This is a genomic window from Cloacibacterium sp. DMC96 (assembly GCF_056313765.1).
The window spans coordinates 1,107,299-1,130,614 of sequence record NZ_JBQUZQ010000001.1 but is presented as its reverse complement, the minus strand read 5'-3'; the positions used below and the strand labels follow the sequence as shown (position 1 = coordinate 1,130,614).

Below are 23,316 nucleotides of genomic sequence, written 5' to 3'. Positions count from 1 at the left end.
AAGTAGGAATTATTTTTTCTTGACTAAAATAACCATGTCTCTGAAAGAAATATTATCTTTTTTACTGACTTTGTTATTGATGATTTCTGAAAAATATACTTTGAAATGATACTGGTGCAAATCAAATTCTGTAGAAATTTCTTCTATTGGAGTATTGAGCTGGTCTGCATTATCTTTTTCTAATTGTTTTTTGAGAAATGGAGTTAAATCATAAGATTGTGTAACTTTGGTAGGTGATTCTAAATCAATGATATATCCTGAGAAAATATAACCATCTTTGACAGGTCTAGTTTGCAACATATAATCGTCAATATGTTCTTCATTTTGAATATAAGTATTGCTAAAAACAATAAGTTTTTCGTAGTTCTGAATGTCATAATTTCTTTTGTTAGAAAACACAACTTGGTAATCGTTCTGGTAATTATTCTTTTCTTTAGATTTAATGGTGTTTTTGAAAGAAATTCTTATTTCTGAATTAGCCAAATATCTTTCTTGTTCAAATATCTTTTTGAATTTAGAAAAATGAGTTTCTGGGATATAATTCAGTAGAAAAGCCTGTTGTTTTCTTTCGTTTAGAAATTGAAATTTATTAGCAATTTCAATAGCCACTGAATCTTGAATCGCTTTTTCAAAATTAATTTTTCCTTTTTCTAAAAGTTGGTTTTTGGTTAGAATTTGTTGTAATTCTGTTTTCTGACTTCTTTTAGCGGTAGAAAAAGCATTAACATAAGGAAAAATCAATGCAAATACACCGAAGATAAACAGTGAAATAGGTACAAATTTAATGGTCGCTTTTTTGTAAAAAATAAAATAAAAAACGACTGTGGTAAGCCAAATTGCCAATAACAAAACGAAATATCTCGGTTCTGTATAACCATATTCTAAAATTCTGGTAAAAATCGCTACAAACAGTAATACCAATAATGGAATAAGCGTGTAATAGAAAATTTTGGAGAAAAATTTTACCCAAGATTTTGCAGATTCTTCTTTCAGTGGATGAACCAAAAGCAAGGCTAAAATTCCAACCACTGAATAAATTAAGATGAGATAAGAAACCCAACCTCGTGGTAATTCCCATTTAATCAATATTTTTCCTGTGTAGAAATATAAAATGGTTACATAGATTAATAATAGCGGAATAAGAACAAACTGTGTGAAAAATTTCAGGATTTGAGGGTAGCTTCCGTCTTTTTCGAGTTGGAAAATTCCTTTGTCGTTAAAAATTAGAAAAATGAAAGTGCTTCCTGAAATGGCTAAAAACAGAATGGTTTTAGGATAAAGATTATTATTAAAATTGAAGTCAAATAATTTATCAACCGCCAAAATCGCCAAAACAACTCCCAAAACTAAAACGCCTGTGAAAACGGCAGTCAAGAAAATATTGATGAATAAATTTTTATTGAATTGCCAAAAATTAAGTTCTGGTTTTTTATTCAAAAATCCTGAAAATGAAACGAATAAGTGTGATAAAATAACCAATGCGAAAATCACAAAACCATTCACTTCTGTAAATTGCTTTTCGGAGTTTGGCAAATAAAAATAAAACCAAAAGAGAAATGCAGCTCCCAAAATTTCTAAAAGAAAACCTTTGCCTATTCTTTGAGAGAGCATTTTGATGCCAAACATTAGCGAAATTCCCAAACATCCAGCAAAAGCCAATTTGGTTACCAAAAACTGATTGTCTTGGTGGTCAATTTCTATTGCAACAACCGCAGAAATAGCTGCAATAAGCGCTGCGGTAAGAACCATAGGATATCTTAGAATAATATCATCGGTTTTCCCCCAGATTTCTTTAAATTTTGTAATCATGATGTATGCTTTGAAGTTGGAAAAAGGGTGCTCTATTTCATAAACTTCTCACCTATAACATCCATTATCCAACAGAATTATTTTTTCTTTTTCTTTTTCTTCTTTTTGTCTTTTTCCTTTTCTTTTTCAGGCACTGAAAGCTGAACCATTCCTTCGTTCATTAAGTCCACTAATAAAGCATTAGGATTATTATCGTAAAAATTAAGAATGAAGTTTTTTAACAGTGTTTTTTTATAGTTTTCCTGAGTTACAGAGATTTCATATTTATGAATTCTTCCTTCCGAAACAGGTTTTAGATAGTTTTTGGTAACCAAATTTTTCAAAAAAGTAGAAACGGTGTTTTGGTGTGGTTTTGGCTCGGGAAAAGCAAGCATGATGTCTTTAAGATAAGTAGGGCCAAGTTTCCAAATGATTTTCATGACTTGTTCTTCGCCAGAAGTCAAGGATTTTAGATTTTCCATATTCTTGAAATTGAATTATAAATGTAGTAAAAATTTTAAGATTATAGAAATGTCTGAATATTAAAATATAAGTAAGCTAAAGAAACCACCGTTCCGATAAATGCTCCCATAATGACTTCTTTTGGCGTGTGTCTTTTCAGAATAATTCTAGAAATGGCAACAAATGAAGTTAAAATCAACCAAATAATGCCCAAAATAGGATTCAAAGAAAAGAATAGCGCTGTTACAAAAACATTAAAAGCGGTGTGCATAGAACTTTTGATGAAAAAATTACTGATGTGCATAATCAGCATGAGAATGAATAAAAAAACAATGATAAAAAGTAAATCTGTTCTTTGCTTTGTAAAATACAAAACCCCAGTATAAATGGCAATGATGATGAAATTAAAGAGATAAAGACTGTTTCTCTGTTTTCGATCAGAAACATCCATGTTAGTGTAGTTTCCTTTTTTTACATTCCAGCCAATCCATGAAAAAATAGGAATAACCACTAACGCAATCATCAATAAAATATTGATTAAAGATTCTTCCCAGGTCATTTTTACGTATGCAAAACAAATAAAGAAGATGAGTAGCGAAAAAAGTGGATTGAGTAGGTTAGAAATTACTTTAGAAAGGAATACAACAGCAGAAAAATTTTTCTTAGACATGGATTTATAAATGTTTTTTCAAAAATATAATATTTAAAGAAACAAATATCATCATTATTTGTGACATAAGTTTTCTTATAAACAAAAGAATTTTACTATTTTTGCATATTATTCAGAAAAATGCTCTTTAAAGGCATTTTAAATTTTGAAAAATCAACAAATTAAAACTTATCAATGAAAGAGTTTTCTAAAGAAGTTTATTTGCAATGGTATGCAGATATGACAATGTGGAGAAGGTTTGAAGACAAGTGCCGTTCTCTTTATCTAAAACAAAAAATTAGAGGTTTTTTACACTTATACAATGGCCAAGAAGCAATTCCAGCAGGATTTGTACATGCGATGGATCTTACTAAGGATGCTATGATTACAGCATACAGATGTCACGTACATCCTATGGCAATGGGAGTAGACCCTAAGAGAATTATGGCAGAATTATGTGGTAAAGCTACGGGAACTTCTAACGGATTAGGTGGTTCTATGCACATTTTCTCAAAAGAGCATAGATTTTATGGAGGTCACGGAATTGTAGGTGGTCAGATTCCATTAGGAGCAGGTATTGCATTTGCAGATAAGTATTTTGAAAGAGGTGGAGTTACCATTTGTTATTTTGGTGATGGAGCTGTAAGACAAGGTGCTTTACACGAAACCTTTAACATGGCAATGAACTGGAAGCTTCCAGTAGTTTTCGTGGTAGAAAATAACCAATACGCTATGGGAACATCAGTTTCTAGAACTGCAAACCATGAAGATATCTATAAACTAGGTTTAGGTTACGAAATGCCTTGTATGCCGGTAGATGCTATGGACCCAGAAAAAGTAGCAGAAGTAGCTTATGAAGCTGTAGAAAGAGCAAGAAGAGGAGACGGACCTACTTTCATAGAAGCTAGAACTTACAGATTCAGAGGTCACTCTATGTCAGATGCTGAACCGTATAGAACTAAAGAAGAAGTAGCTCTTAAAAAAGAAGAAGACCCTATCGTTTTAGTTAAAAACAGAATTTTAGAAAACAAATGGGCTACTGAAGAAGAATTAGAAGCTATCGAAGAAAAATCTAAAATGTTCGTAGAAGAATGCGAAGCTTTTGCAGAAGAGTCTCCGTATCCAAGTGCAGAAAAAGTTTATGAATATGTTTATTCTGAACCAAACTATCCATTCTTAGATAAATTAGAAAATTAATTTTAAATTCATTTGAAATTTGAAATTTGAGTTTGAAATTCTTTGAGTTTTAAATCTCGAATCTCGAATCTCGAATCTCAAATCAATATAAAAATTATGGCTGAAGTAATTACAATGCCCAGACTTTCTGATACAATGACCGAGGGAAAAGTATCAAAATGGCATAAAAAAGTAGGTGATACAGTAAAAGAAGGCGATGTTTTAGCCGAAATCGAAACAGATAAAGCCGTTCAAGATTTTGAATCAGAATTTAACGGTACTCTTTTATACATTGGTACAGAAGAAGGAAGTAATTCTCCTGTAGATAGCGTTTTAGCAATTATAGGAAATGCCGGAGAAGATATTTCTGGTTTAGTTTCAGGAGGTAATTCTGTTCCTCAAGCAGAAGAAAAGAAAGAAGAAGTTGCAGTTTCTGCACCAGAAGTTTCGGCTGTTTCAGCAGAGATTCCTGCAGGTGTAGAAGTAATTACTATGCCTAGACTTTCTGATACCATGACTGAAGGAAAAGTGGCTAAATGGCACAAAAATGTAGGTGATGATGTAAAAGAAGGGGATATTCTTGCAGAAATCGAAACAGATAAAGCGGTTCAAGATTTTGAATCAGAATTTAAAGGAACGCTTCTTTACCAAGGAGTTTCAGAAGGAAATGCAACGAATGTTGATGAAATTTTAGCCATTATTGGTCCTGCTGGAACAGATGTATCTGCAATTGTTGCAGGTGGCGGAAAAGTTGCTGCTCCAGTTGCTACAGAAGCTCCAAAAACAGAATCTGCACCAGCTCTAAATGCTACAGTTTCTACTACAACTTCTACGGGCGGAAGAATTAATATCTCTCCTTTAGCTAAAAAAATGGCTTCAGAAAAAGGAATTGATATTTCAACTGTTAAAGGAAGTGGAGACAACGGAAGAATCGTTAAAAAAGATATTGAAAATTATCAACCAAGTGCAGCTCCAGTTCAGCAAACTGCTGCAGTTTCTACAAGTGTAGCTTCTGCTCCTGCCGCTCAAGTGGCTATGAATTTCGTTGCTGGAGAAACTACAGAAACAGTAAACTCTCAAGTAAGAAATATTATTGCCAAAAGACTTTCTGAAAGTAAATTTACTGCACCTCACTACTATTTAATGGTAGAAATCAATATGGACAAAGCTATCGAAGCTAGAAAAGAGCTGAATAGTTTACCAGATACTAAGGTTTCTTTCAATGATATGGTGATTAAAGCTACTGCTTTAGCATTGAGAAAGCACCCACAAGTAAATTCTTCTTGGGCAGGTGATAAAATTATTCACCACGGAAATATCAACGTAGGTGTAGCTGTTGCAATTCCAGATGGTTTAGTAGTTCCAGTTCTTAAAAATGCAGATTACATGAATTATAATCAAATTTCTGCATCTGTAAAAGATATGGCTTCTAGAGCTAAATCAAAAGGTCTTAAAGCGAATGAAATGGAAGGTTCTACTTTCTCTATCTCTAACCTTGGTATGTTTGGAATCGAAACCTTTACTTCGATTATTAACCAACCGAATTCTTGTATCCTTTCAGTAGGTGCAATTATTGAAAAACCAGTGGTTAAAAGCGGTCAAATCGTGGTAGGAAATACTATGAAACTTTCTTTAGCTTGTGACCATAGAGTAGTAGATGGCGCTACAGGTGCACAATTCTTACAGACTCTTAAAACTTATTTAGAAAGTCCGTTGACTATGTTATTGTAAAATTTTACAATTTTATATATTAAAAATCCTTTCATTTTTTGAAAGGATTTTTATTTTGGCGTATCTTGTTATAAAATCCATTGCAATTCCCAAGTTATTTTATAACAAGACCGTGCTTTTCGCTGCAAATTAAGGAACGAAATTCGCCAATTCCTTTCAAAATATTAAAAATATTATTGGCAATTCCTCATTCATTTACGCTCGCTTCGCTCGCGCCATTTCATTGCGGGATTTACGCTACAATCACTTACGCGAAAGTATTTTTTTATTAAATCTTTCATTTTCATTTCTCTTTGAAATTATAAAAGCATCCATATTTTAAAAATTTTAAAAAATCTAAAATCTAAAATCTAAAATCTAAAATCAATTTACTATTTTTGAACTATGATTAAAGCGAAAAACATTCACAAATCTTACGGTGATTTAGAAGTTCTAAAAGGAGTAGATTTAGAAATAAAAACAGGCGAAATTGTTTCCATTGTTGGAGAATCAGGAGCTGGTAAATCTACTTTGCTACACATTCTGGGAACTTTAGATTTGCCTTCACATATTGATAAGTACGGAACTGAATTAACAATTGGTGAGCAATCATTCCTAAAAATGAACGACAGAGAAATTTCTAAATTTAGAAATGAAAACATAGGATTCGTATTTCAGCATCATCAGTTATTGCCAGAATTTACAGCTTTAGAAAATGTTTTGATGCCAACGAGAATTTCTGGGAAAAACGAAAAAGAATCTATGGACAAAGCATTTCTTTTGTTCGAAGAATTACACATTGCGCATAGAATTCAACATAAACCAAAAGAACTTTCTGGTGGTGAAGCGCAGCGTGTAGCCGTAGCCAGAGCTTTAATCAATTCTCCGAAAATTATTTTTGCAGACGAACCCACTGGTAATTTAGATTCCAAAAATGCAGATGCGCTGCATCAACTTTTTTTTGATTTAAGAGACAGATATAATCAGACTTTTGTGATTGTAACACACAATAAAGAACTGGCAGAAAGTACCGATAGAAAATTAGTCATGAAAGACGGACTTATTTTATAAAATAGCCAAGTAAAAAGTAAAAAGAGTAAAGTTTATCTAAAGCTAAAATAATGTCGATAAAATTCCTTTCAGAAGATGACAGACCAAGAGAAAAATTTCTTTTGAAGGGTAAATCTGCGCTTTCAGATTCAGAATTATTGGCCATTATTTTAGGAAGTGGAAATACAGAAGAATCTGCGGTAGAACTCGCTCAGAAAATTTTGAAAAGTGTAGATAATAATTGGCAAAATCTCAGTTTACTTTCCATAAAAGATTTGATGAAATTCAAAGGAATTGGCGAAGCAAAAGCCATTTCTATTGCTACAGCGCTGGAAATTGGCAGAAGAAAAGCATCGCAAGAAATTCCTGAAAAATTGATTATCAAAAGTTCGGAACAAGCTTATAAAATACTTTTGCCACATCTTTCCGACCTCAGGACAGAAGAGTTTTGGGTAATTTTCTTGAACCAGAAAAATCAACTGATTAAAAAAACTCAAATTTCAAAAGGCGGAATTTCTGTAACTCATGTAGATGTGAGAGTGCTCTTTAAAGAAGCTTTAGAAAATTTTTCAACGAATATAATTGTGGCGCATAATCATCCAACAGGTGTTCTAAAACCAAGCGAAGCAGACATTAGAATGACTAAAAATATTCAACACGCTGGCGAAATTTTAGATATTAAATTGCTTGACCATATTATCATTGGCGAAAATTCATTTTACAGTTTCGCAGAAGCAGGTTTATTATGATAAAGCGACTGAAATATGAAGAAATAGATTGGCAGAAATATCAAAATTGTTTAGAGAAGTCTGAACAACACATTTTCTTTGCCGATAAAAAATATTTAGATGCTTTAATTGGTAGAAAATGGGAAATTCTTGTTGATAATGATTACGAAGCAGTAATGCCCATTCCTTTAGCGAAAAAATGGGGGTTTAACTTTGTGGTAATGCCTTTGCAAACTCAACAATTAGGCATTTTTTCAGAAAAAGATAACCTTGAATTAAATGAATCGTTTTTAAAATTTTTTCAGAAAAATTATAAAGTGTTTTACTATGCTTTTAATGCCAAAAATGAGTTTACAACTCTTTTAAAAACTAGAAAAAACTATAAATTATTTGCTGAAGATTACGAAAGTATCAAAAAGAAATATTCTATTCACAGAAGAAGAAACGTAAGAATTACAGATGCTTTACAGGATAAAATAAAATTTACGGAAGCCGAAAATCTGAATCATTCTGAATCATTTTTTAGTGAAAATGTGATTGGTTTCTCAAATTTTTCTTTGAAAAAGCGAGCTTTTGAAAATATGAAAAACTTTTTGAGCCAAAATCTTTTGAATGTATATGAATTGTATTTTGAAGGAGAATTGGCTTCACAAGCGTATCTAATAGAATCTGAAAATGAAGATTTTTTGGTTAATTTTATTAATGATAAGAAATTTTCTAAGTACAATCTATCGTCTATTATTCTTGATCAAATTTTCAGAAAAAACATCGAAAAAAAGGATTTTAACTTTCATGGAAGTAATATTTCTGAAATTGCAGAATTTTATAGGCGTTTTGGCGCGACAGAAGAAAATTACGCCTTCGTAGAAAACTCTAAGATTCAGTTACTTAAATCGTATTTTATTAGATAATAATTATTCCTATCTTTGCACCCTCAATTTTTCGTAAAATGAATTTTGAAAACATGCTTCCTTATGCTTTTGCATTAATCATTGCGCTCCCAATAATTTTTTTATTGAGACAATTTGTTTTTACTTATATTAATCTGAAAAACAAAGAATTAAAACTTTTAGCGGTAAAAGCAAATGGAGATTTAAAAATGCAAGCCTACGAAAGAATGACGCTTTTTTTAGAAAGAATAAAACCATCGAATTTGGTCAATAAGTTTGATAAAGACTTAGCGATTCATGAGTTTATTTATCTTTTAGAAAAGAATATTACAGAAGAATTTGAGTATAACAGTTCTCAGCAATTGTATATTTCTAGAAATTCTTGGGAGAATGTTGTAGCATCTAAGAATAATGTAATTCAGTTGATGAGAAAAACTTACGAAAGTCTTAGTAATACTGCAAGTTTACAAGATTTCAAAACCATATTTTTAATGAATTATGTAAATGGCGAAGATTTTATAGCAAACACTATAGAAGATTTAAGAAAAGATGCCATTTTATTATCTTAACTTTGTAAAAATTAGAAACAAGTATAATTATGATTCCAAATTTTAAAGCACATCCATGGCATGGAGTTTCTGCAGGAGATGATGCTCCAAATGTGGTAACTACTTTCATAGAAATAGTTCCAGCAGATACAATTAAGTATGAAGTAGACAAAAAAAGTGGATATTTAAAAGTAGACAGACCACAGAAATTTTCGAATATTATTCCAGCATTGTACGGTTTTATTCCTAGAACGTATTGCCACGAAGAAGTTAAAAAATTAGCGATTAGAGAAGGAGCAGTAGATGTTTCAGAAGGTGACCACGATCCTTTGGATATTTTAGTGTTAAGTTCACACAATATTCATTCTGGAGGTTTATTGATGGATGCGATTCCGGTTGGCGGTTTTAAAATGATTGACAAAGGTGAAGCAGATGATAAAATCGTAGCGGTAATGGTAGGAGATCAAGTATATGGTCATATCAGAGATATTTCTGAATTGCCACAAGCTGAAGTTTTCAGACTAAAACATTACTTCTTAACTTACAAAAATCTTCCTTACGAAGAAGCAACTTGTAGAATTGAAGAAATATACGGAGCTGAACATGCTAAAGAAGTAATTGTAGCTTCACAAAAAGATTATTCTGACAAATTCGGGGGAATTATGTAAAAGCCGAAATTTGAGTAAATTTACAAAATCTAGCGAATATTCGCTAGATTTTTTTGTTTTATTTTCAGTACTTTACGATATAAATCATAACTTAAAAAATCTTAAATCTAAATTTGTTTTTTGTGTTATTGTTTTTACTATATTAGTCCCATCAATTGTTAACAAAAATTAATATTCTATGAATTTACTATTTTATTTAGTACCTCTTTTTGGTGTCATAGCCTTACTTTACACCTTCGTTCAAAGTTCTTGGGTAAGTAAGCAACCAGCAGGTAATGACAGAATGAAAACCATTAGTGGTCATATTGCAGATGGAGCGATGGCTTTTCTAAAAGCTGAATATCGTATCCTTACTTATTTTGTAATTGTGGTAGGTATATTATTGGGAATTATGGGATTTAGCAATGCTAATTCTCATTGGAGTATAGGAATAGCATTTGCTGTAGGAGCTGTTTTTTCGGCAACAGCAGGTTATATAGGAATGAAAATCGCAACTAAATCAAATGTAAGAACTGCAGAAGCAGCTAAAACTTCATTAGCTCAAGCGCTTAAAGTTTCTTTTACTGGAGGTTCTGTAATGGGAATGGGAGTTGCAGGTCTTGCTGTTTTAGGCTTAGGTTCTTTATTCTTAATTATTAAACAAATTTTCGCGCCAGAAGCCAACGTAGATTCCCACGAAATGGAAAGAGCCATCGAAATATTGACTGGTTTTTCTTTGGGAGCAGAATCTATTGCTTTGTTTGCAAGAGTTGGTGGTGGTATTTATACCAAAGCAGCAGATGTAGGAGCAGATTTAGTAGGAAAAGTAGAAGCCGGTATTCCTGAAGATGATCCTAGAAATCCAGCTACGATTGCGGATAATGTAGGAGATAATGTGGGAGATGTTGCAGGAATGGGAGCAGATTTATTTGGCTCTTATGTGGCTACTGTTTTAGCAACGATGGTTTTGGGTAGAGAAACTTTATCGGTAGATAATTATGGAGGTTTTGCGCCAATTCTTTTACCAATGCTTATTGCAGGAACTGGAATTGTATTTTCAATTATAGGAACTTTCTTTGTTAAAATTTCAGATAAAACAGAAGATACCACTGCTAAAGTTCAAAAAGCATTAAACATGGGGAACTGGGGAAGTATTATTCTTACTGCAGTTGCTTCTTATTTTTTAGTGAATTTCATTCTTCCTGAGAATATGACATTAAGAGGTTTTGAGTTTACCAGAATGGGTGTTTTTGGAGCGATTATGGTAGGTTTAGTAGTAGGAACATTGATGTCTATCATTACTGAATATTACACCGCTATGGGAAAAAGACCTGTAACAAGTATTGTGAAACAATCTTCTACTGGTCACGCTACTAATATTATTGGCGGACTTTCTGTAGGAATGGAATCTACATTATTGCCAATGATTGTACTTTCTGCGGGAATTTGGGGTTCTTATCTTTGTGCAGGTTTATATGGAGTAGCTATTGCTGCTGCTGGAATGATGGCAACTACTGCTATGCAATTAGCGATTGATGCTTTCGGACCAATTGCAGACAATGCAGGTGGAATTGCAGAAATGAGTGAATTGCCAAAAAGTGTTAGAGAAAAAACAGATATTTTAGATGCTGTAGGAAATACTACTGCAGCTACTGGAAAAGGATTTGCAATTGCTTCAGCGGCACTTACAGCTTTAGCACTATTTGCAGCATTTGTTGGAATTGCAGGAATTGATGGTATTGATATTTATAAAGCAGATGTTTTATCGGGGCTTTTTATTGGGGCAATGATTCCGTTTATTTTCTCATCATTAGCTATTAATGCAGTAGGAAAAGCGGCTATGGCAATGGTAGAAGAAGTAAGAAGACAGTTCAGAGAAATTCCAGGAATTTTAGAAGGAACTGGGCAACCAGAATATGATAAATGCGTTGCTATTTCTACGGATGCTTCTATCAAAAAAATGTTATTACCAGGTTCTATTGCTATTGTTACGCCATTATTAGTTGGTTTTATTTGGGGACCTGAAGTTTTAGGAGGCTTTTTAGCAGGAGCTACTGCAAGTGGAGTTTTATTAGGAATGTTCCAAAATAACGCTGGTGGAGCTTGGGATAATGCGAAAAAATCTTTTGAAAAAGGAGTTGATGTAAATGGTGAAACATATTACAAAGGTTCTGAAATGCACAAAGCTTCAGTAACTGGAGATACAGTAGGAGATCCATTTAAAGATACTTCTGGACCTTCAATGAATATTTTAATTAAGTTAATGTCAATTGTTTCATTGGTTATTGCTCCTACACTAGCTTCTATGTTTGCTGAAAAAATTGAAAAAGACAGACAACATAAGATAGAAACCATGATTTCTGCCTCTCAAAAGAAATCCGTTTCTATGATTAATTGTAATACAGAATGTATGAAAGAATGTTCCACTCAAGGAAAAAATTGTGAAACCGAACATTTCCAATGTTGTAAATAAAAATCTAACCGTCGTATTTTTTACGGCGGTTTTTTTTGAAAAACTTTGTCATTTTAATTTTTAAAATTTCATTTATTTCCCTATTTTTGACCAATGGAAAATTTTATCGTATCCGCAAGAAAATATCGTCCGCAAGAGTTTGACACTGTTGTAGGGCAATCTCACGTTACAGATACCTTAGAACATGCCATAGAAAACAGTCAGTTAGCTCAAGCATTGCTTTTCTGCGGACCAAGAGGCGTAGGGAAGACTACTTGTGCTAGAATTTTGGCTAGAAAAATTAACGAAAAAGATGGTTCTACCTCAGAAGACGGATTTGCATATAATATCTTTGAATTAGATGCTGCTTCTAATAACTCAGTAGATGATATCAGAGACTTAACAGACCAAGTTCGTTTTGCTCCACAAGTTGGGAAATATAAAATTTATATTATAGACGAGGTTCATATGCTTTCTACAGCGGCATTTAATGCTTTTCTTAAAACATTAGAAGAACCACCAGCTCACGCTATTTTTATTTTAGCAACTACCGAAAAACATAAGATTATTCCTACCATTTTATCAAGATGTCAGATTTATGATTTCAAAAGAATCACCATCGAAGATATACAGGAACATCTTAGAAAAATTGCAGAAAAAGAAGGCGTAAATTACGAAGACGACGCATTGTTCTTAATTGCTCAAAAAGCAGATGGAGCATTGAGAGATGCACTTTCTATCTTTGATAGACTTACTACTTTTACTCAAAAAAATATTACGCTTGCTAAAGCTGCAGAAGTTCTCAATATTCTAGATTACGATCAATATTTGAAAATTGTAGATTTAGCAAAAGAAAATAACATTCCGGGAATCCTTACTGCTTTTAATGATATTGTTAAAAAAGGTTTTGACCCACATTTATTCATTGGCGGATTAGGAAGTCATTTCCGTGATTTAATGATGGCACAGAATGCTTCTACACTTGCTCTAATAGAAGTAGGTGAGAACACGAAACAGAAGTTTTCTGAACAGAGCAAAAACTGGAGTGCACAGCAACTCATAGATGCTATAGAAATCTGTAATCACGCAGATATTAATTACAAAAATTCTAAAAATCCTAGATTAACGGTAGAAATCGCTTTAATGCAGTTGGCCAGTCTTACTGCTGCAAAAAGTGATGATAAAAAAAAAAGTTCTTAATTCTAGCACCACTATTTCGTAAAAAGGAAAGCGAAAAGCCAAAGGTAGCTTCAGAAAAGCCACAAGAAACTTTACCGTCAATACAAAAAACAGAAGAATCTGTTCCAAAAACTGTTCAAAAAATTACTGAACCCATTGTTAAGAAAACCATTGTTTCAGAATTTAGTATTCTTGCTACGCTCAATAAAAAAGAGGAAGAAGAAGTAGTTGTCACTCCTCAGAAAAAAGAAGAAGATTTACCAGATCATCATTTCACCGAAAAAGATTTACAAACAGAATGGCAAATTTTTCTAAATGATTTATTTATAAAAGACCAAGTCACTTATTTTGCTGTAAATACTGCAAAACTTCATAAAAAGGAAGAAAATGTTGTGGAGATTTTATATCCTTCAGATTTGGTAAAAACTGAGTTTGAGAAAATTCAAGCACAATTTTTTAATCATTTCAAGAGAAAAGTCAATAACTACAAAATAGAAGTTTCTTACCGAGAAGACAAAAAACTCATCAAAAAACAAGAAACGAAAAGAGATATTTTCCAAAAATATGTAGAAATTAATCCTGTTTTAAAAGATTTAGATGAATTGATGAAGCTAGATTTAAGTTAAAAATTCCATTTCATGTTTAGATTATTAGATTTACATAAAGGAGAAGAAAACAAACAAAAAGTTTTAGAAAACGTAAAAGATAATATTTCTTTTTCTGGTTCTAATTTATGGATTCTAATGGCTGCTATTCTTGTAGCATCTGTAGGTCTTAATGTAAATTCTACAGCAGTAGTGATTGGAGCCATGCTTATTTCTCCTTTGATGGGGCCTATTGTAGGCGCTGGTTTTGCACTTGGTGTTTTTGATTTTGAATTACTAAAAAAATCATTGAAAAACTTGCTTATTGCTACCATTGCGAGTTTATTAGTTTCTACCATCTATTTTTATATTAGTCCTTTCAAAGAAGCTCAATCAGAATTATTAGCCAGAACATCTCCTAATATTTATGACGTACTTATTGCATTTTTTGGCGGTTTAGCTGGTGTTATTGCAATAACTAGAGTGGAAAAAGGAAATCCTATTCCTGGAGTTGCCATTGCTACAGCTCTTATGCCACCATTATGTACAGCAGGTTTTGGTTTGGCAACAGGTAATTTTAAGTTCTTTTTTGGAGCATTATTTCTTTATACTATTAATTGTGTTTTTATAGGGATTTCTACATTTTTGATTGTAAAATTTCTTAAATATCCATCGGTTAAATTTGTAGATTTAAAGGAGAGAAAAAGAGTGCAAAATTTGATAACTCTACTTTCTTTACTTGTTCTTTTGCCAAGTATTTATTTTGCCTATTCATTATATAAAGAACAGGAATTTAGGATTAAAGCAGACCAGTTTATTGAAAAAGAATTTATAGAAAAAGGAAATACTTTGGTTTACAAAAAAATAAATTTTCTAAGCAATCCTCGAAAAATAGAATTGGCTTTCTTAAAGAGAAATTTTACTCAAGATGAAATAAAAAAAATGAACCAAAGTCTTTCAGAAATTGGTCTAAATAATACCGAACTTATTATTAAAGCGAATAATTATCAAAATTTAGAAGTTTTAAAAGACGATATTCTTAATGAAATCAATAAAAATTCTGAAAGAGATAAAGAATTATTGGCTTTAAAAAGTCAGACTTCATCTTTAGAAGATAATAGGCAGTTGCTTAAAGAAGCTCAAGTTTTGTTTCCAAATATTAATGCGATAAATGTTTCTGAACTCAGTTTTGCACAAGGTGATTCATTGGTTGAAAAACCTGTACTTATTTATAAAGCATCAGAAAATCTTACAGATGAAGACCAAATAAAACTGAAAAACTGGATTGAGAAAAGACTCAATAAATCAAATGTAGAAGTTTATAAATAAATTTTAAAGCTTCAAATCATGTAAAAAAATATTCAATGAATTTTCATTACAAAAGATTGCTGGTTCCCATTCGGAAAAATTTTATTGTAAGAAATCTACTTTCTTATTTTAAAAACGTATACCAAAGAACCACTTATGCCAATTCTACTCTCAAAAAGCAATTTTTACAGTTTTTACCCTTTTTATTGGCTTCTTTTATTACTGGTTTTGTAGCATTTTTGTACAGTAAAATATTCACTTTTTCAGAAAAATGGTCTCACGAAATTTTTCATCAGAATAAATTATATATTTTCATCATCACGCCTTTGAGTTTTTTCATTTCTTGGTTTTTAGTCAGAACTTTTGCTAAATATTCAGCAGGAAGCGGAATTCCGCAAGTCATGGCTTCAGTAGAATTGTCAAAACCAAATACACATCATCTTGTTAAAAGATTTTTGAGTTTAAGAATAATCATCATCAAAATTTTAGCAAGTGCCGTAAAAGTTTTTGGTGGAGGAATTGCAGGAAGAGAAGGGCCAACCATACAAATTGCGGGTTCTATTTTTGTGGAAATTCATAAAAGATTGCCAAAATGGTGGGTTCCGATTTCTGAAAAAAATGTAATGATTGCGGGAGCTGCTTCTGGTTTAGCTGCAGCTTTTAACACACCACTTGGCGGAATTATTTTTGCGATTGAAGAATTAGCCAAAACTCATATTAAGTATATTAAGTCTCCACTTTTTGTAGCGGTTATCATCGCTGGTCTTACTGCGCAAGGTTTTGGTGGTAGTTACTTGTATCTAGGTTATCCTAAAACCAATTACTCTGGTTGGCTGGTTTTTGTTGGAATTTTTATTACGGCTATTGTTGCTGGATATTTTGGAAGTAAAATGTGTAGCATTATCATTGCAGTGATGAATTTTTTTGAGAGATTTAAGAAAAATTATCAACAAGTTTTTATCGTTTTTTTCTGTGGATTTTTTGTAGCAACTTTCATCTATTTTTTCGGAACCGAAGTTATGGGTTCTGGTAAAGAATTAATGGAAAGATTACTTTTCACCTCAGATAAAACGGTAGAATGGTATTTGCTTTTTTTGAGAATGAATGGTTTAATTGCTACTTTCAGTTTTGGTGGTGCAGGAGGCGTTTTTGCCCCTTCATTAAGTTCTGGAGCAAGCTTTGGAGCGTTAATAGCTCAATTGCTACAATTAACAGGAGATAATGCTAATTTATTGATTTTAATTGGGATGACTGCTTTTCTTACAGGAGTAACAAGAGCGCCATTTACCTCTGCAATTATTATATTTGAAATGACAGACAGACATAGCATCATCTTTTTTCTATTATTGGGAGCAGTTCTCGCTTCTTTGGTTTGTAATTTTGTAACCAAGAGAGCTTTTTATGATGTTCTGAAAGAAAAATACATCGAAAAGGCTCTGAATCAAGAAAATATTGAAAAAAAATAAAAACAAATAGTCGTAATTTTCTATATTTGAAAAATATTTCAAAAAAGAACATAATTGAACACGCTTTTTGCGTGTTCTGTATTTTATAAAAGTTGTAAGAATCACGAAGTATGAATTTAAAAGATTTACAAAACGATTGGATTAATGAGTTCTCGAAACCATTAATTATAGCAGGACCTTGTAGTGCAGAATCAGAAGCACAAATGATGGAAACTGCACAAAGATTGAAAGAAAGTGGCGCAGAAGTTCCCGTTTTTAGAGCAGGAATTTGGAAACCAAGAACCAAACCAAATGGTTTCGAAGGAGTAGGAGTTATAGGTCTTAATTGGCTTAAAAAAGTAAAAGACGAGTTTGGTTTTAAAACAGCAACCGAAGTTGCCAATGCACATCACGTTTATGCAGCTCTAGAAGCAGATGTAGATATTCTTTGGATTGGAGCGCGTTCTACGGTAAATCCTTTTACCGTTCAAGAAATTGCTGTGGCATTAAAAGGAACCAATAAACCTGTTTTGGTGAAAAATCCGGTAAATCCAGATTTAGCACTTTGGATTGGTGCTTTAGAAAGACTTTTAGGTCAAGATGTGAAAAACTTAGGCGTTATTCACAGAGGATTTTCATCTTATCAAAAAACAAAATATAGAAATTTACCCAATTGGCAAATCGCATTAGATTTTAAACACCAATATCCGAATATTCCTATGTTTGTAGACCCTTCTCACATTTGTGGTAGAAGAGATTTGCTTTCAGATGTTACTCAGGAAGCATTTAACGTAGGTTACGAAGGAGCGATGATAGAATCTCACTGCAATCCAGATGCAGCTTGGAGTGATGCAGCTCAACAAATTACGCCAGAAGTTTTGGCAGAAATGTTAGGAAATCTACAAATCAGAAACTCAGATATTTCTGGATTTGATGAAGAAGTGGGCAAACACAGAGCTTTAATTTCTGATATTGACTTCCAATTAATAGAATTATTATCAAACAGAATGAAAATTTCTGAAAAAATTGGAGCATTGAAGAAAGAGAATAATATCGCTATTTTTCAGCCAGACCGTTGGAAAGTAATTGCAGAATATGCCTCTGCAAGAGCCGAAGAATCTGGAATGGGCAAAGATTTTATAGAAAAAGTTTTCAAAGCCATTCACGAAGAATCCATTGAAGTTCAAAACAATATCATGATTGATAAATAACAAGAAAACACGCCGAAAAGCGTGTTTTTTTATTGTGAGAAGATTTCGTAAATTGCACAAAAGAAATTCGTTTTGAAAGGACTCATCACAAAATCTACAGGAAGTTGGTATCAAGTTTTAGATTTGGAAACTAGGCAAGTTTTCGAAGCGAGAATTCGTGGGAAATTTAAACTCATAAAAACCAGACTCACCAATCCTTTGGCTGTGGGTGATTTTGTAGAATTTCAATTGGAGCAAGATGATATTGCATGGATTACCAAAATAGAACCTCGCAAAAATTATCTCATCAGAAAATCTGTGAATTTATCTAAAGAGGCTCACATTATTGCTAGTAATTTAGATTTGGCGTGTATTATTTTTACCTTGCAATCTCCAGAAACATCTTTAGGATTTTTAGACCGATTTTTAGCGTGTTGTGAAGCGTATAATATTCCCGTTCTCATTCTTTTTAACAAAATAGATTTATTGAATTTCGAAGAAGTAGAATTGGTTGAAGAATTGCAAGCCATGTACGAAAATTTAGGTTATCAAACGTTGCAAGTTTCTTCTGCTGAAAAACTGAATTTAGATAAACTTCAAGAAATTTTAAAAGATAAAACTTGCGTTTTCTTTGGTCATTCTGGAGCTGGAAAATCTACCTTGGCAAATGCACTTCAACCTGATTTGAATTTGAAAACCAACGAAATTTCTGAAACGCATAATAAAGGAAAGCACACCACTACTTTTGCTCAAATGCATTTTTGGCATTTTGGAGGTGCTGTAATAGACACACCTGGAGTTCGAGAATTTGCAATGATAGACGTAGAAAAAGAAGAAATTCAACATTATTTCCCAGAAATTTTTGAGAAAGGAAGAGAGTGTAAATTTCATAATTGTAAACATATCAATGAACCAAAATGTGCTGTTTTAGAGGCTTTAGAAACTGGTGAAATTCTAGAAAGCAGATATATCACTTATCTTAAATTGATGGAAGAGGCAGATGAGCAAAATCAAATGTAAATTAGTAGATATATGAAATTTTTAAAAAACTTGTGGTTTCATTTTTTTCTTATTTTATGCGTTGATTTATATCTTTCACTGTATTCTTTAGCGACTTTCTTTAGTTTATTCCATAAAAATTCTTTTTTTGATATTGTATCTATAGTATTTTATATATCACTTTTTATAGAGTTAGTATTTTTATCAGTCTTACTATTTGTAAATTTAAAAATTAAAAATTTTCAGAAGGTTTTTTTATTATTCTTATTAATAATAATTGTTTTGATTTCCATTTATATTTTTTATCTTTTTGTTTTCACTTTTTCTTTTTTAGGATTTACAAGTTAATTTGGCTTAAAATTTGTCACAAAATTCTATAAAACAGAAATAAAATTATATAAATCAAGCATTTAAAACTTTTTTATATCTTTGCATTACCAAACATAGAATAGATTAATGACGAACCCGTTATTTTACGCTAAAATATTGCTTTTCGGAGAGTACGGAATCATAGAAGATTCTCAAGGATTAACCTTACCGTACAGTTTCTACAAAGGCACGCTTAAATTCTCTGAAAATCAATCTGATTTCGAGAAAAAATCAAATGAATCTCTATCTAAATACGCTCAATATTTATCTGAATTAAGTCTTCCTGAAGCTTTTAAAATTAATGTAGAAGCCTTCAAAAAAGATATCAAAAAAGGATTATTTTTTGATTCTAATATTCCGCAAGGTTATGGAGTAGGAAGTTCTGGAGCTTTAGTAGCAGCTATTTTCGAAAAATATTCTTTCATTAAATACAATCCGGAAGAAATTTCTAAAAATCAATTAAAAGATTTGAAAAAAGTTTTCGGAGAATTAGAGTCTTATTTTCATGGTAAATCTTCGGGAATTGACCCATTGATTTGTTACATGAACCTTCCGATTCTCATTGAAAACAAAGAAAGTGTAGACAAAGTTTCTATTCCAAAAGAAGAAGCTGGAAAAGGTGCAATTTTCTTAATAGATTCTGGTTCTGTAGGAGAAACTGGACCGATGGTTCAAATTTTCTTCGAAAAATTGAAAAATGAAGGTTTCAGAAAAACTTTGAAAGAAGAATTCATTAAGTACAATAATGCTTGTATTGATACTTTCTTGAACAAAGAAATGACGCCGTTTTTCAAACACTTGAAAGACCTTTCTAAATGGGCTTATGTACATTTTAAACCGATGATTCCTAAAAATATTTATAACGCTTGGAAAAAAGGTCTTGATACCAATGCTTATTACTTGAAACTCTGCGGAAGTGGAGGCGGCGGTTATATTCTTGGTTTCGCTAAAGATTACGAAAAAGCGGATAAAATGCTAGAAGGCTTCAACAAAGAAGTGATTTATAGATTTTAAGATTTTTATAAAGAAGTCTGAAATTTTCAAATTTTTTCTCTGAAATCTGACATCTAAAATCTCAAATCTAATGAGTAACAATCCCATTCTTCATCGTTTATCTCAATTGGTGAGTTTGCTTTTAGGAGCAAGGATTTTCGTATTGGCATTGTTTACATTTACGTTGTACGTTTCTACCTTTTTTCTTTTTAACCAAGAAGAAAGTCTCAGAAAATTTGTTTTCGATTATAAAGTTCACGGAATTATTCTCTGCGCAATGCTGAGTATTGCAGCTGGCGGAATAATCAATCGTTTTTATGACAAAGAAAAAGACGAAGTAGAAAAGCCATTTAGAAGCAAATTGCAAAGCTTCTTAAAGGAAAAATATTTTCTGTACAGTTATGTTATTCTCAATATTTTTTCATTAGGTATTTCTGCGGTTCTTTCTTGGAGGATTTTTATTTTTTTCTTGATTTATCAATTTATCATTTGGTTTTACAGTCATAAATTGAGCAAAATGCTTATTATTAATAATCTTACTTTTGTGAGTTTAACATTATATCCATTTTTTGGATTATTGGTGTATTACAAGCATTTCTCGTACAAATTATTTTTAATGGCAGCGTTTTTATTTTTAATTATGTTGACCATTGACTTGATTAAAGATGTATTGACCAGAAATGTAGATAGAGTTTTTGGCTATAATACAATTGCCAACGTTTTCGGAAAAAAAGTGAGTTATATTGTCATCGGGTTTGTGATTTTTGCAAATATTTTGGTGTCTATTTTGTTGCTTTTCTTAATTCCAAAAACCAATTATATGTTGGGCTATTTCTCATTAAGCATCATTTTCTTTGTTATAATGAGTTTTCCTATTCTAACGTATCAAAAATCTAAATTATTTTGGGTAATCAATTTCTTTAGAATTTGGGTTTTTATTGGCGTAATTTTTATGTTGATCAACGGGATTTTTGAGAGATTTTAATCTTTATTAAATGTCTGAATTTCCCAAATAGATTTATGAAATTATAAATTGGAAAGTAGTGTTCTGATGATATGTTTCGCCTTTTCTTAAAATAGCATTCGGGAAATCTTCGTGATTAGGAGCATCTGGAAAGACTTGAGTTTCAAAACAAATTCCGCTTTCTGTGTGATATTTTACCGATTCTTTATTTTGAAGTTCATCAGAAGTTTTTCCGCCTACATAAATCTGTACCGCAGGTTGGTCTGTGTAAACCTTCATGGTTAAACCATTTTTCACACTTTCTAAAATAGCTGCAGGTTCTGTATTGTTCTTTAAAACAAAACAATGGTCTATTCCAGCCACTACATTTTTAGAACTTCTGAAATCAAAAGCGTGGTTTTCCATAGGAATAAAATTTCCTGTAGGAATGTTTTCTGCGTCTAATTCTAAGAATTTTTCAGCATTGATTTGTAATTTTTGGTCAAGAGTATTTCCAGAAATTCCATCAAGGTTAAAATAAGCGTGATTGGTAAGGTTTAGAAGAGTATCTTCTGTAGTAGTTGCTTTATATTTTATATTTAATTCGTTTTCATCAGTTAAAGTATAAGCTACTTCTATGGTAACATCTCCAGGGTAAAATTCGTTGGCTTTACTGAAATAAGAAAAAGTAAGTGTATTGGTTTCTTCGTTGTAGTTTTCAAAATTCCAAGCGACGTTACTTAATTGGTGTTTTCCACCGTGTAAATGGTGTTTCCCATGATTTTGGTCTAATTGAATTGTTTTTCCGTTCAGTTGAAATTGAGCGTTTTTAATTCTTCCTGCAAATCTTCCGACCACTGAATTAAAATATGGAGAAGCACCTATTTCGAAAGCTTTAATATATTCATCAACCGAATGAAACCCTAAAACGACGTCTATTTTACCATTTTTGGTAGGAACATAGAGCGAAAGTAGTGTTGCACCATAATTAGTGAGATTTATTTCTATACCATTTTTATTGGTAATTTTGTATAGTGATATATTATTTTTGACTGGTGTAATAATTACATTATTTTTAGAATGCATAGATATTTTTAAGATTTCAAAATTAAGTATTAGTTTGATTAAATTCTTTTTTTTGGTGAAAAATCATATTGATTTAAGGCAAAAATGTTAAAACTTATTTTTGTACCTTTGCAAAAATTTATTATTTATGAGCAGAGAAAGAAATTCAGGGAAAAGTAACAATAGAAATTCTGAGAGGAGACCTTCCTCACCTAAAAGCTCAAAACCTTCATTTGATAAACCAAAGAGAACCAGAGGAACTGACACCCCGAAAAGAGGTGGCGAGAAAACTTTTGATTCTAGAGAGAAATATGTAAAAGGTGATCTGAAGTTAAGCAAAAAGCCTTTCAAAAAATTCGAAAAAGACGAAGACAAAGCAAAATCTTTCGTTCAAAAAAGACGTTTAGAAAAATTAGCAAAGTCTGAGAACAAAGAAACCATTCGTTTAAATAAATACATTGCGAATTCTGGAATTTGTAGCAGAAGAGAAGCAGATGAATTAATTACTCAAGGTTTGGTAGAAGTTAATGGTAAAGTAATTTCAGAATTAGGTTACCAAGTACAGAAAACAGATAGAGTAGTTTTTGATGGACAAGGAATTACACCAGAAAAACCAGTGTATGTTTTGCTAAATAAACCAAAAGGTTATATTTCTACAACTAAGGACGAAAAAATGCGCAAAACCGTAATGGATTTAGTAGCAAATGCTTCGCCATATCGTTTATTTCCTGTTGGAAGATTAGACAGAAGTACTACTGGAGTTATTCTATTGACGAATGATGGACACATGACTAAAAAATTGACACATCCATCATTTAACATGAAAAAAATCTATCACGTAACGCTTGATAGAAAAATCTCTAAAGAGGATATGCAAGCTATTGCAGACGGAATTAGATTAGAAGAAGGTGTAGCAGAAGTAGATGCGATTTCTTACATCGATGGAAAACCTAAAAATGAGGTGGGAATAGAAATCCACATCGGATGGAATAGAGTAGTTCGTAGAATTTTCCAGAAAATGGGCTACGAAGTAGAAGCGCTAGACAGGGTAATGTTTGCAGGACTTACTAAGAAAAATGTAAAAAGAGGCTACTGGCGAATTCTTACAGATTTAGAAGTCAACAACCTAAAAATGTTGTAA

General features: G+C 31.9%; 21 protein-coding genes. 17 read left to right on the top strand and 4 right to left on the bottom strand.

The genetic code is table 11. The annotated features are described in order from the left end of the window. Positions 1-9: 9 nt before the first annotated feature. The 3 genes from ACT53I_RS05035 to ACT53I_RS05025 form a co-directional block, all read right to left on the bottom strand. A complete protein-coding gene (locus tag ACT53I_RS05035) occupies positions 10-1,809 on the bottom strand; it encodes a DUF4153 domain-containing protein (protein ID WP_476078722.1) in 1,800 nt (599 codons plus the stop codon). Between the two features lie 77 nt (positions 1,810-1,886). Then, on the bottom strand, positions 1,887-2,270 hold the full coding sequence (locus tag ACT53I_RS05030) for a BlaI/MecI/CopY family transcriptional regulator (RefSeq protein ID WP_476078721.1): 384 nt from the start codon (positions 2,268-2,270) through the stop codon (positions 1,887-1,889). A gap of 41 nt (positions 2,271-2,311) precedes the next feature. Continuing rightward, positions 2,312-2,920: a phosphatase PAP2 family protein gene (locus ACT53I_RS05025; RefSeq protein WP_476078720.1), complete on the bottom strand. Its 609-nt coding sequence runs from the start codon at positions 2,918-2,920 to the stop codon at positions 2,312-2,314. A gap of 174 nt (positions 2,921-3,094) precedes the next feature. Between ACT53I_RS05025 and pdhA the strand changes: the two genes are divergently transcribed. From pdhA to ACT53I_RS04945, 16 genes are all read left to right on the top strand, one after another. After that, positions 3,095-4,096, top strand: a complete 1,002-nt coding sequence (pdhA, locus tag ACT53I_RS05020) for a pyruvate dehydrogenase (acetyl-transferring) E1 component subunit alpha (RefSeq protein ID WP_104793718.1) — start codon at positions 3,095-3,097, stop codon at positions 4,094-4,096. 96 nt (positions 4,097-4,192) lie between these two features. Continuing rightward, positions 4,193-5,806 (top strand): 2-oxo acid dehydrogenase subunit E2, encoded by a 1,614-nt coding sequence (locus ACT53I_RS05015; protein WP_476078719.1) that lies wholly within the window; start codon positions 4,193-4,195, stop codon positions 5,804-5,806. Between the two features lie 384 nt (positions 5,807-6,190). Continuing rightward, positions 6,191-6,856, top strand: coding sequence for an ABC transporter ATP-binding protein (locus ACT53I_RS05010; RefSeq protein ID WP_371486878.1), 666 nt, complete (start codon positions 6,191-6,193; stop codon positions 6,854-6,856). 50 nt (positions 6,857-6,906) lie between these two features. Next, complete coding sequence (gene radC, locus ACT53I_RS05005; protein ID WP_476078718.1) at positions 6,907-7,584, top strand: RadC family protein; 678 nt, start codon at positions 6,907-6,909, stop codon at positions 7,582-7,584. Continuing rightward, a complete protein-coding gene (locus ACT53I_RS05000) occupies positions 7,581-8,474 on the top strand; it encodes a hypothetical protein (RefSeq protein ID WP_476078717.1) in 894 nt (297 codons plus the stop codon). The genes radC and ACT53I_RS05000 overlap by 4 nt, the downstream gene beginning before the upstream one ends. Before the next feature lie 38 nt (positions 8,475-8,512). Then, a complete protein-coding gene (locus tag ACT53I_RS04995; protein ID WP_371461286.1) occupies positions 8,513-9,022 on the top strand; it encodes a DUF7935 family protein in 510 nt (169 codons plus the stop codon). 29 nt (positions 9,023-9,051) lie between these two features. Then, positions 9,052-9,669, top strand: a complete 618-nt coding sequence (locus ACT53I_RS04990) for an inorganic pyrophosphatase (RefSeq protein ID WP_069798390.1) — start codon at positions 9,052-9,054, stop codon at positions 9,667-9,669. 178 nt (positions 9,670-9,847) lie between these two features. Continuing rightward, positions 9,848-12,121, top strand: a complete 2,274-nt coding sequence (locus tag ACT53I_RS04985; protein WP_476078716.1) for a sodium-translocating pyrophosphatase — start codon at positions 9,848-9,850, stop codon at positions 12,119-12,121. 93 nt (positions 12,122-12,214) lie between these two features. Then, on the top strand, positions 12,215-13,300 hold the full coding sequence (gene dnaX, locus ACT53I_RS04980; protein WP_069798392.1) for a DNA polymerase III subunit gamma/tau: 1,086 nt from the start codon (positions 12,215-12,217) through the stop codon (positions 13,298-13,300). Positions 13,301-13,671: 371 nt separating this feature from the next. Further along, positions 13,672-13,905: a hypothetical protein gene (locus ACT53I_RS04975; protein ID WP_083250160.1), complete on the top strand. Its 234-nt coding sequence runs from the start codon at positions 13,672-13,674 to the stop codon at positions 13,903-13,905. Positions 13,906-13,917: 12 nt separating this feature from the next. Next, entirely contained in the window at positions 13,918-15,192 is a 1,275-nt protein-coding gene (locus ACT53I_RS04970; RefSeq protein ID WP_476078715.1) for a TIGR00341 family protein, read from the top strand. A gap of 35 nt (positions 15,193-15,227) precedes the next feature. Next, a complete protein-coding gene (locus tag ACT53I_RS04965; RefSeq protein WP_476078714.1) occupies positions 15,228-16,637 on the top strand; it encodes a chloride channel protein in 1,410 nt (469 codons plus the stop codon). 110 nt (positions 16,638-16,747) lie between these two features. Then, a complete protein-coding gene (locus tag ACT53I_RS04960; protein ID WP_476078713.1) occupies positions 16,748-17,827 on the top strand; it encodes a chorismate mutase in 1,080 nt (359 codons plus the stop codon). Between the two features lie 72 nt (positions 17,828-17,899). After that, positions 17,900-18,826 (top strand): ribosome small subunit-dependent GTPase A, encoded by a 927-nt coding sequence (gene rsgA, locus ACT53I_RS04955; protein ID WP_476078712.1) that lies wholly within the window; start codon positions 17,900-17,902, stop codon positions 18,824-18,826. A 435-nt stretch (positions 18,827-19,261) separates the two neighbouring features. Then, entirely contained in the window at positions 19,262-20,188 is a 927-nt protein-coding gene (locus ACT53I_RS04950; protein WP_476078711.1) for a mevalonate kinase family protein, read from the top strand. A gap of 70 nt (positions 20,189-20,258) precedes the next feature. Beyond that, entirely contained in the window at positions 20,259-21,152 is an 894-nt protein-coding gene (locus ACT53I_RS04945) for a UbiA family prenyltransferase (RefSeq protein ID WP_476078710.1), read from the top strand. Positions 21,153-21,185: 33 nt separating this feature from the next. Here the strand turns inward: ACT53I_RS04945 and ACT53I_RS04940 are convergent, their stop codons facing one another. Beyond that, positions 21,186-22,196: an aldose epimerase family protein gene (locus ACT53I_RS04940; RefSeq protein ID WP_476078709.1), complete on the bottom strand. Its 1,011-nt coding sequence runs from the start codon at positions 22,194-22,196 to the stop codon at positions 21,186-21,188. 127 nt (positions 22,197-22,323) lie between these two features. On the opposite strand from ACT53I_RS04940, the gene ACT53I_RS04935 reads away from it, so the two are divergent. Beyond that, complete coding sequence (locus ACT53I_RS04935; RefSeq protein WP_213189263.1) at positions 22,324-23,316, top strand: pseudouridine synthase; 993 nt, start codon at positions 22,324-22,326, stop codon at positions 23,314-23,316.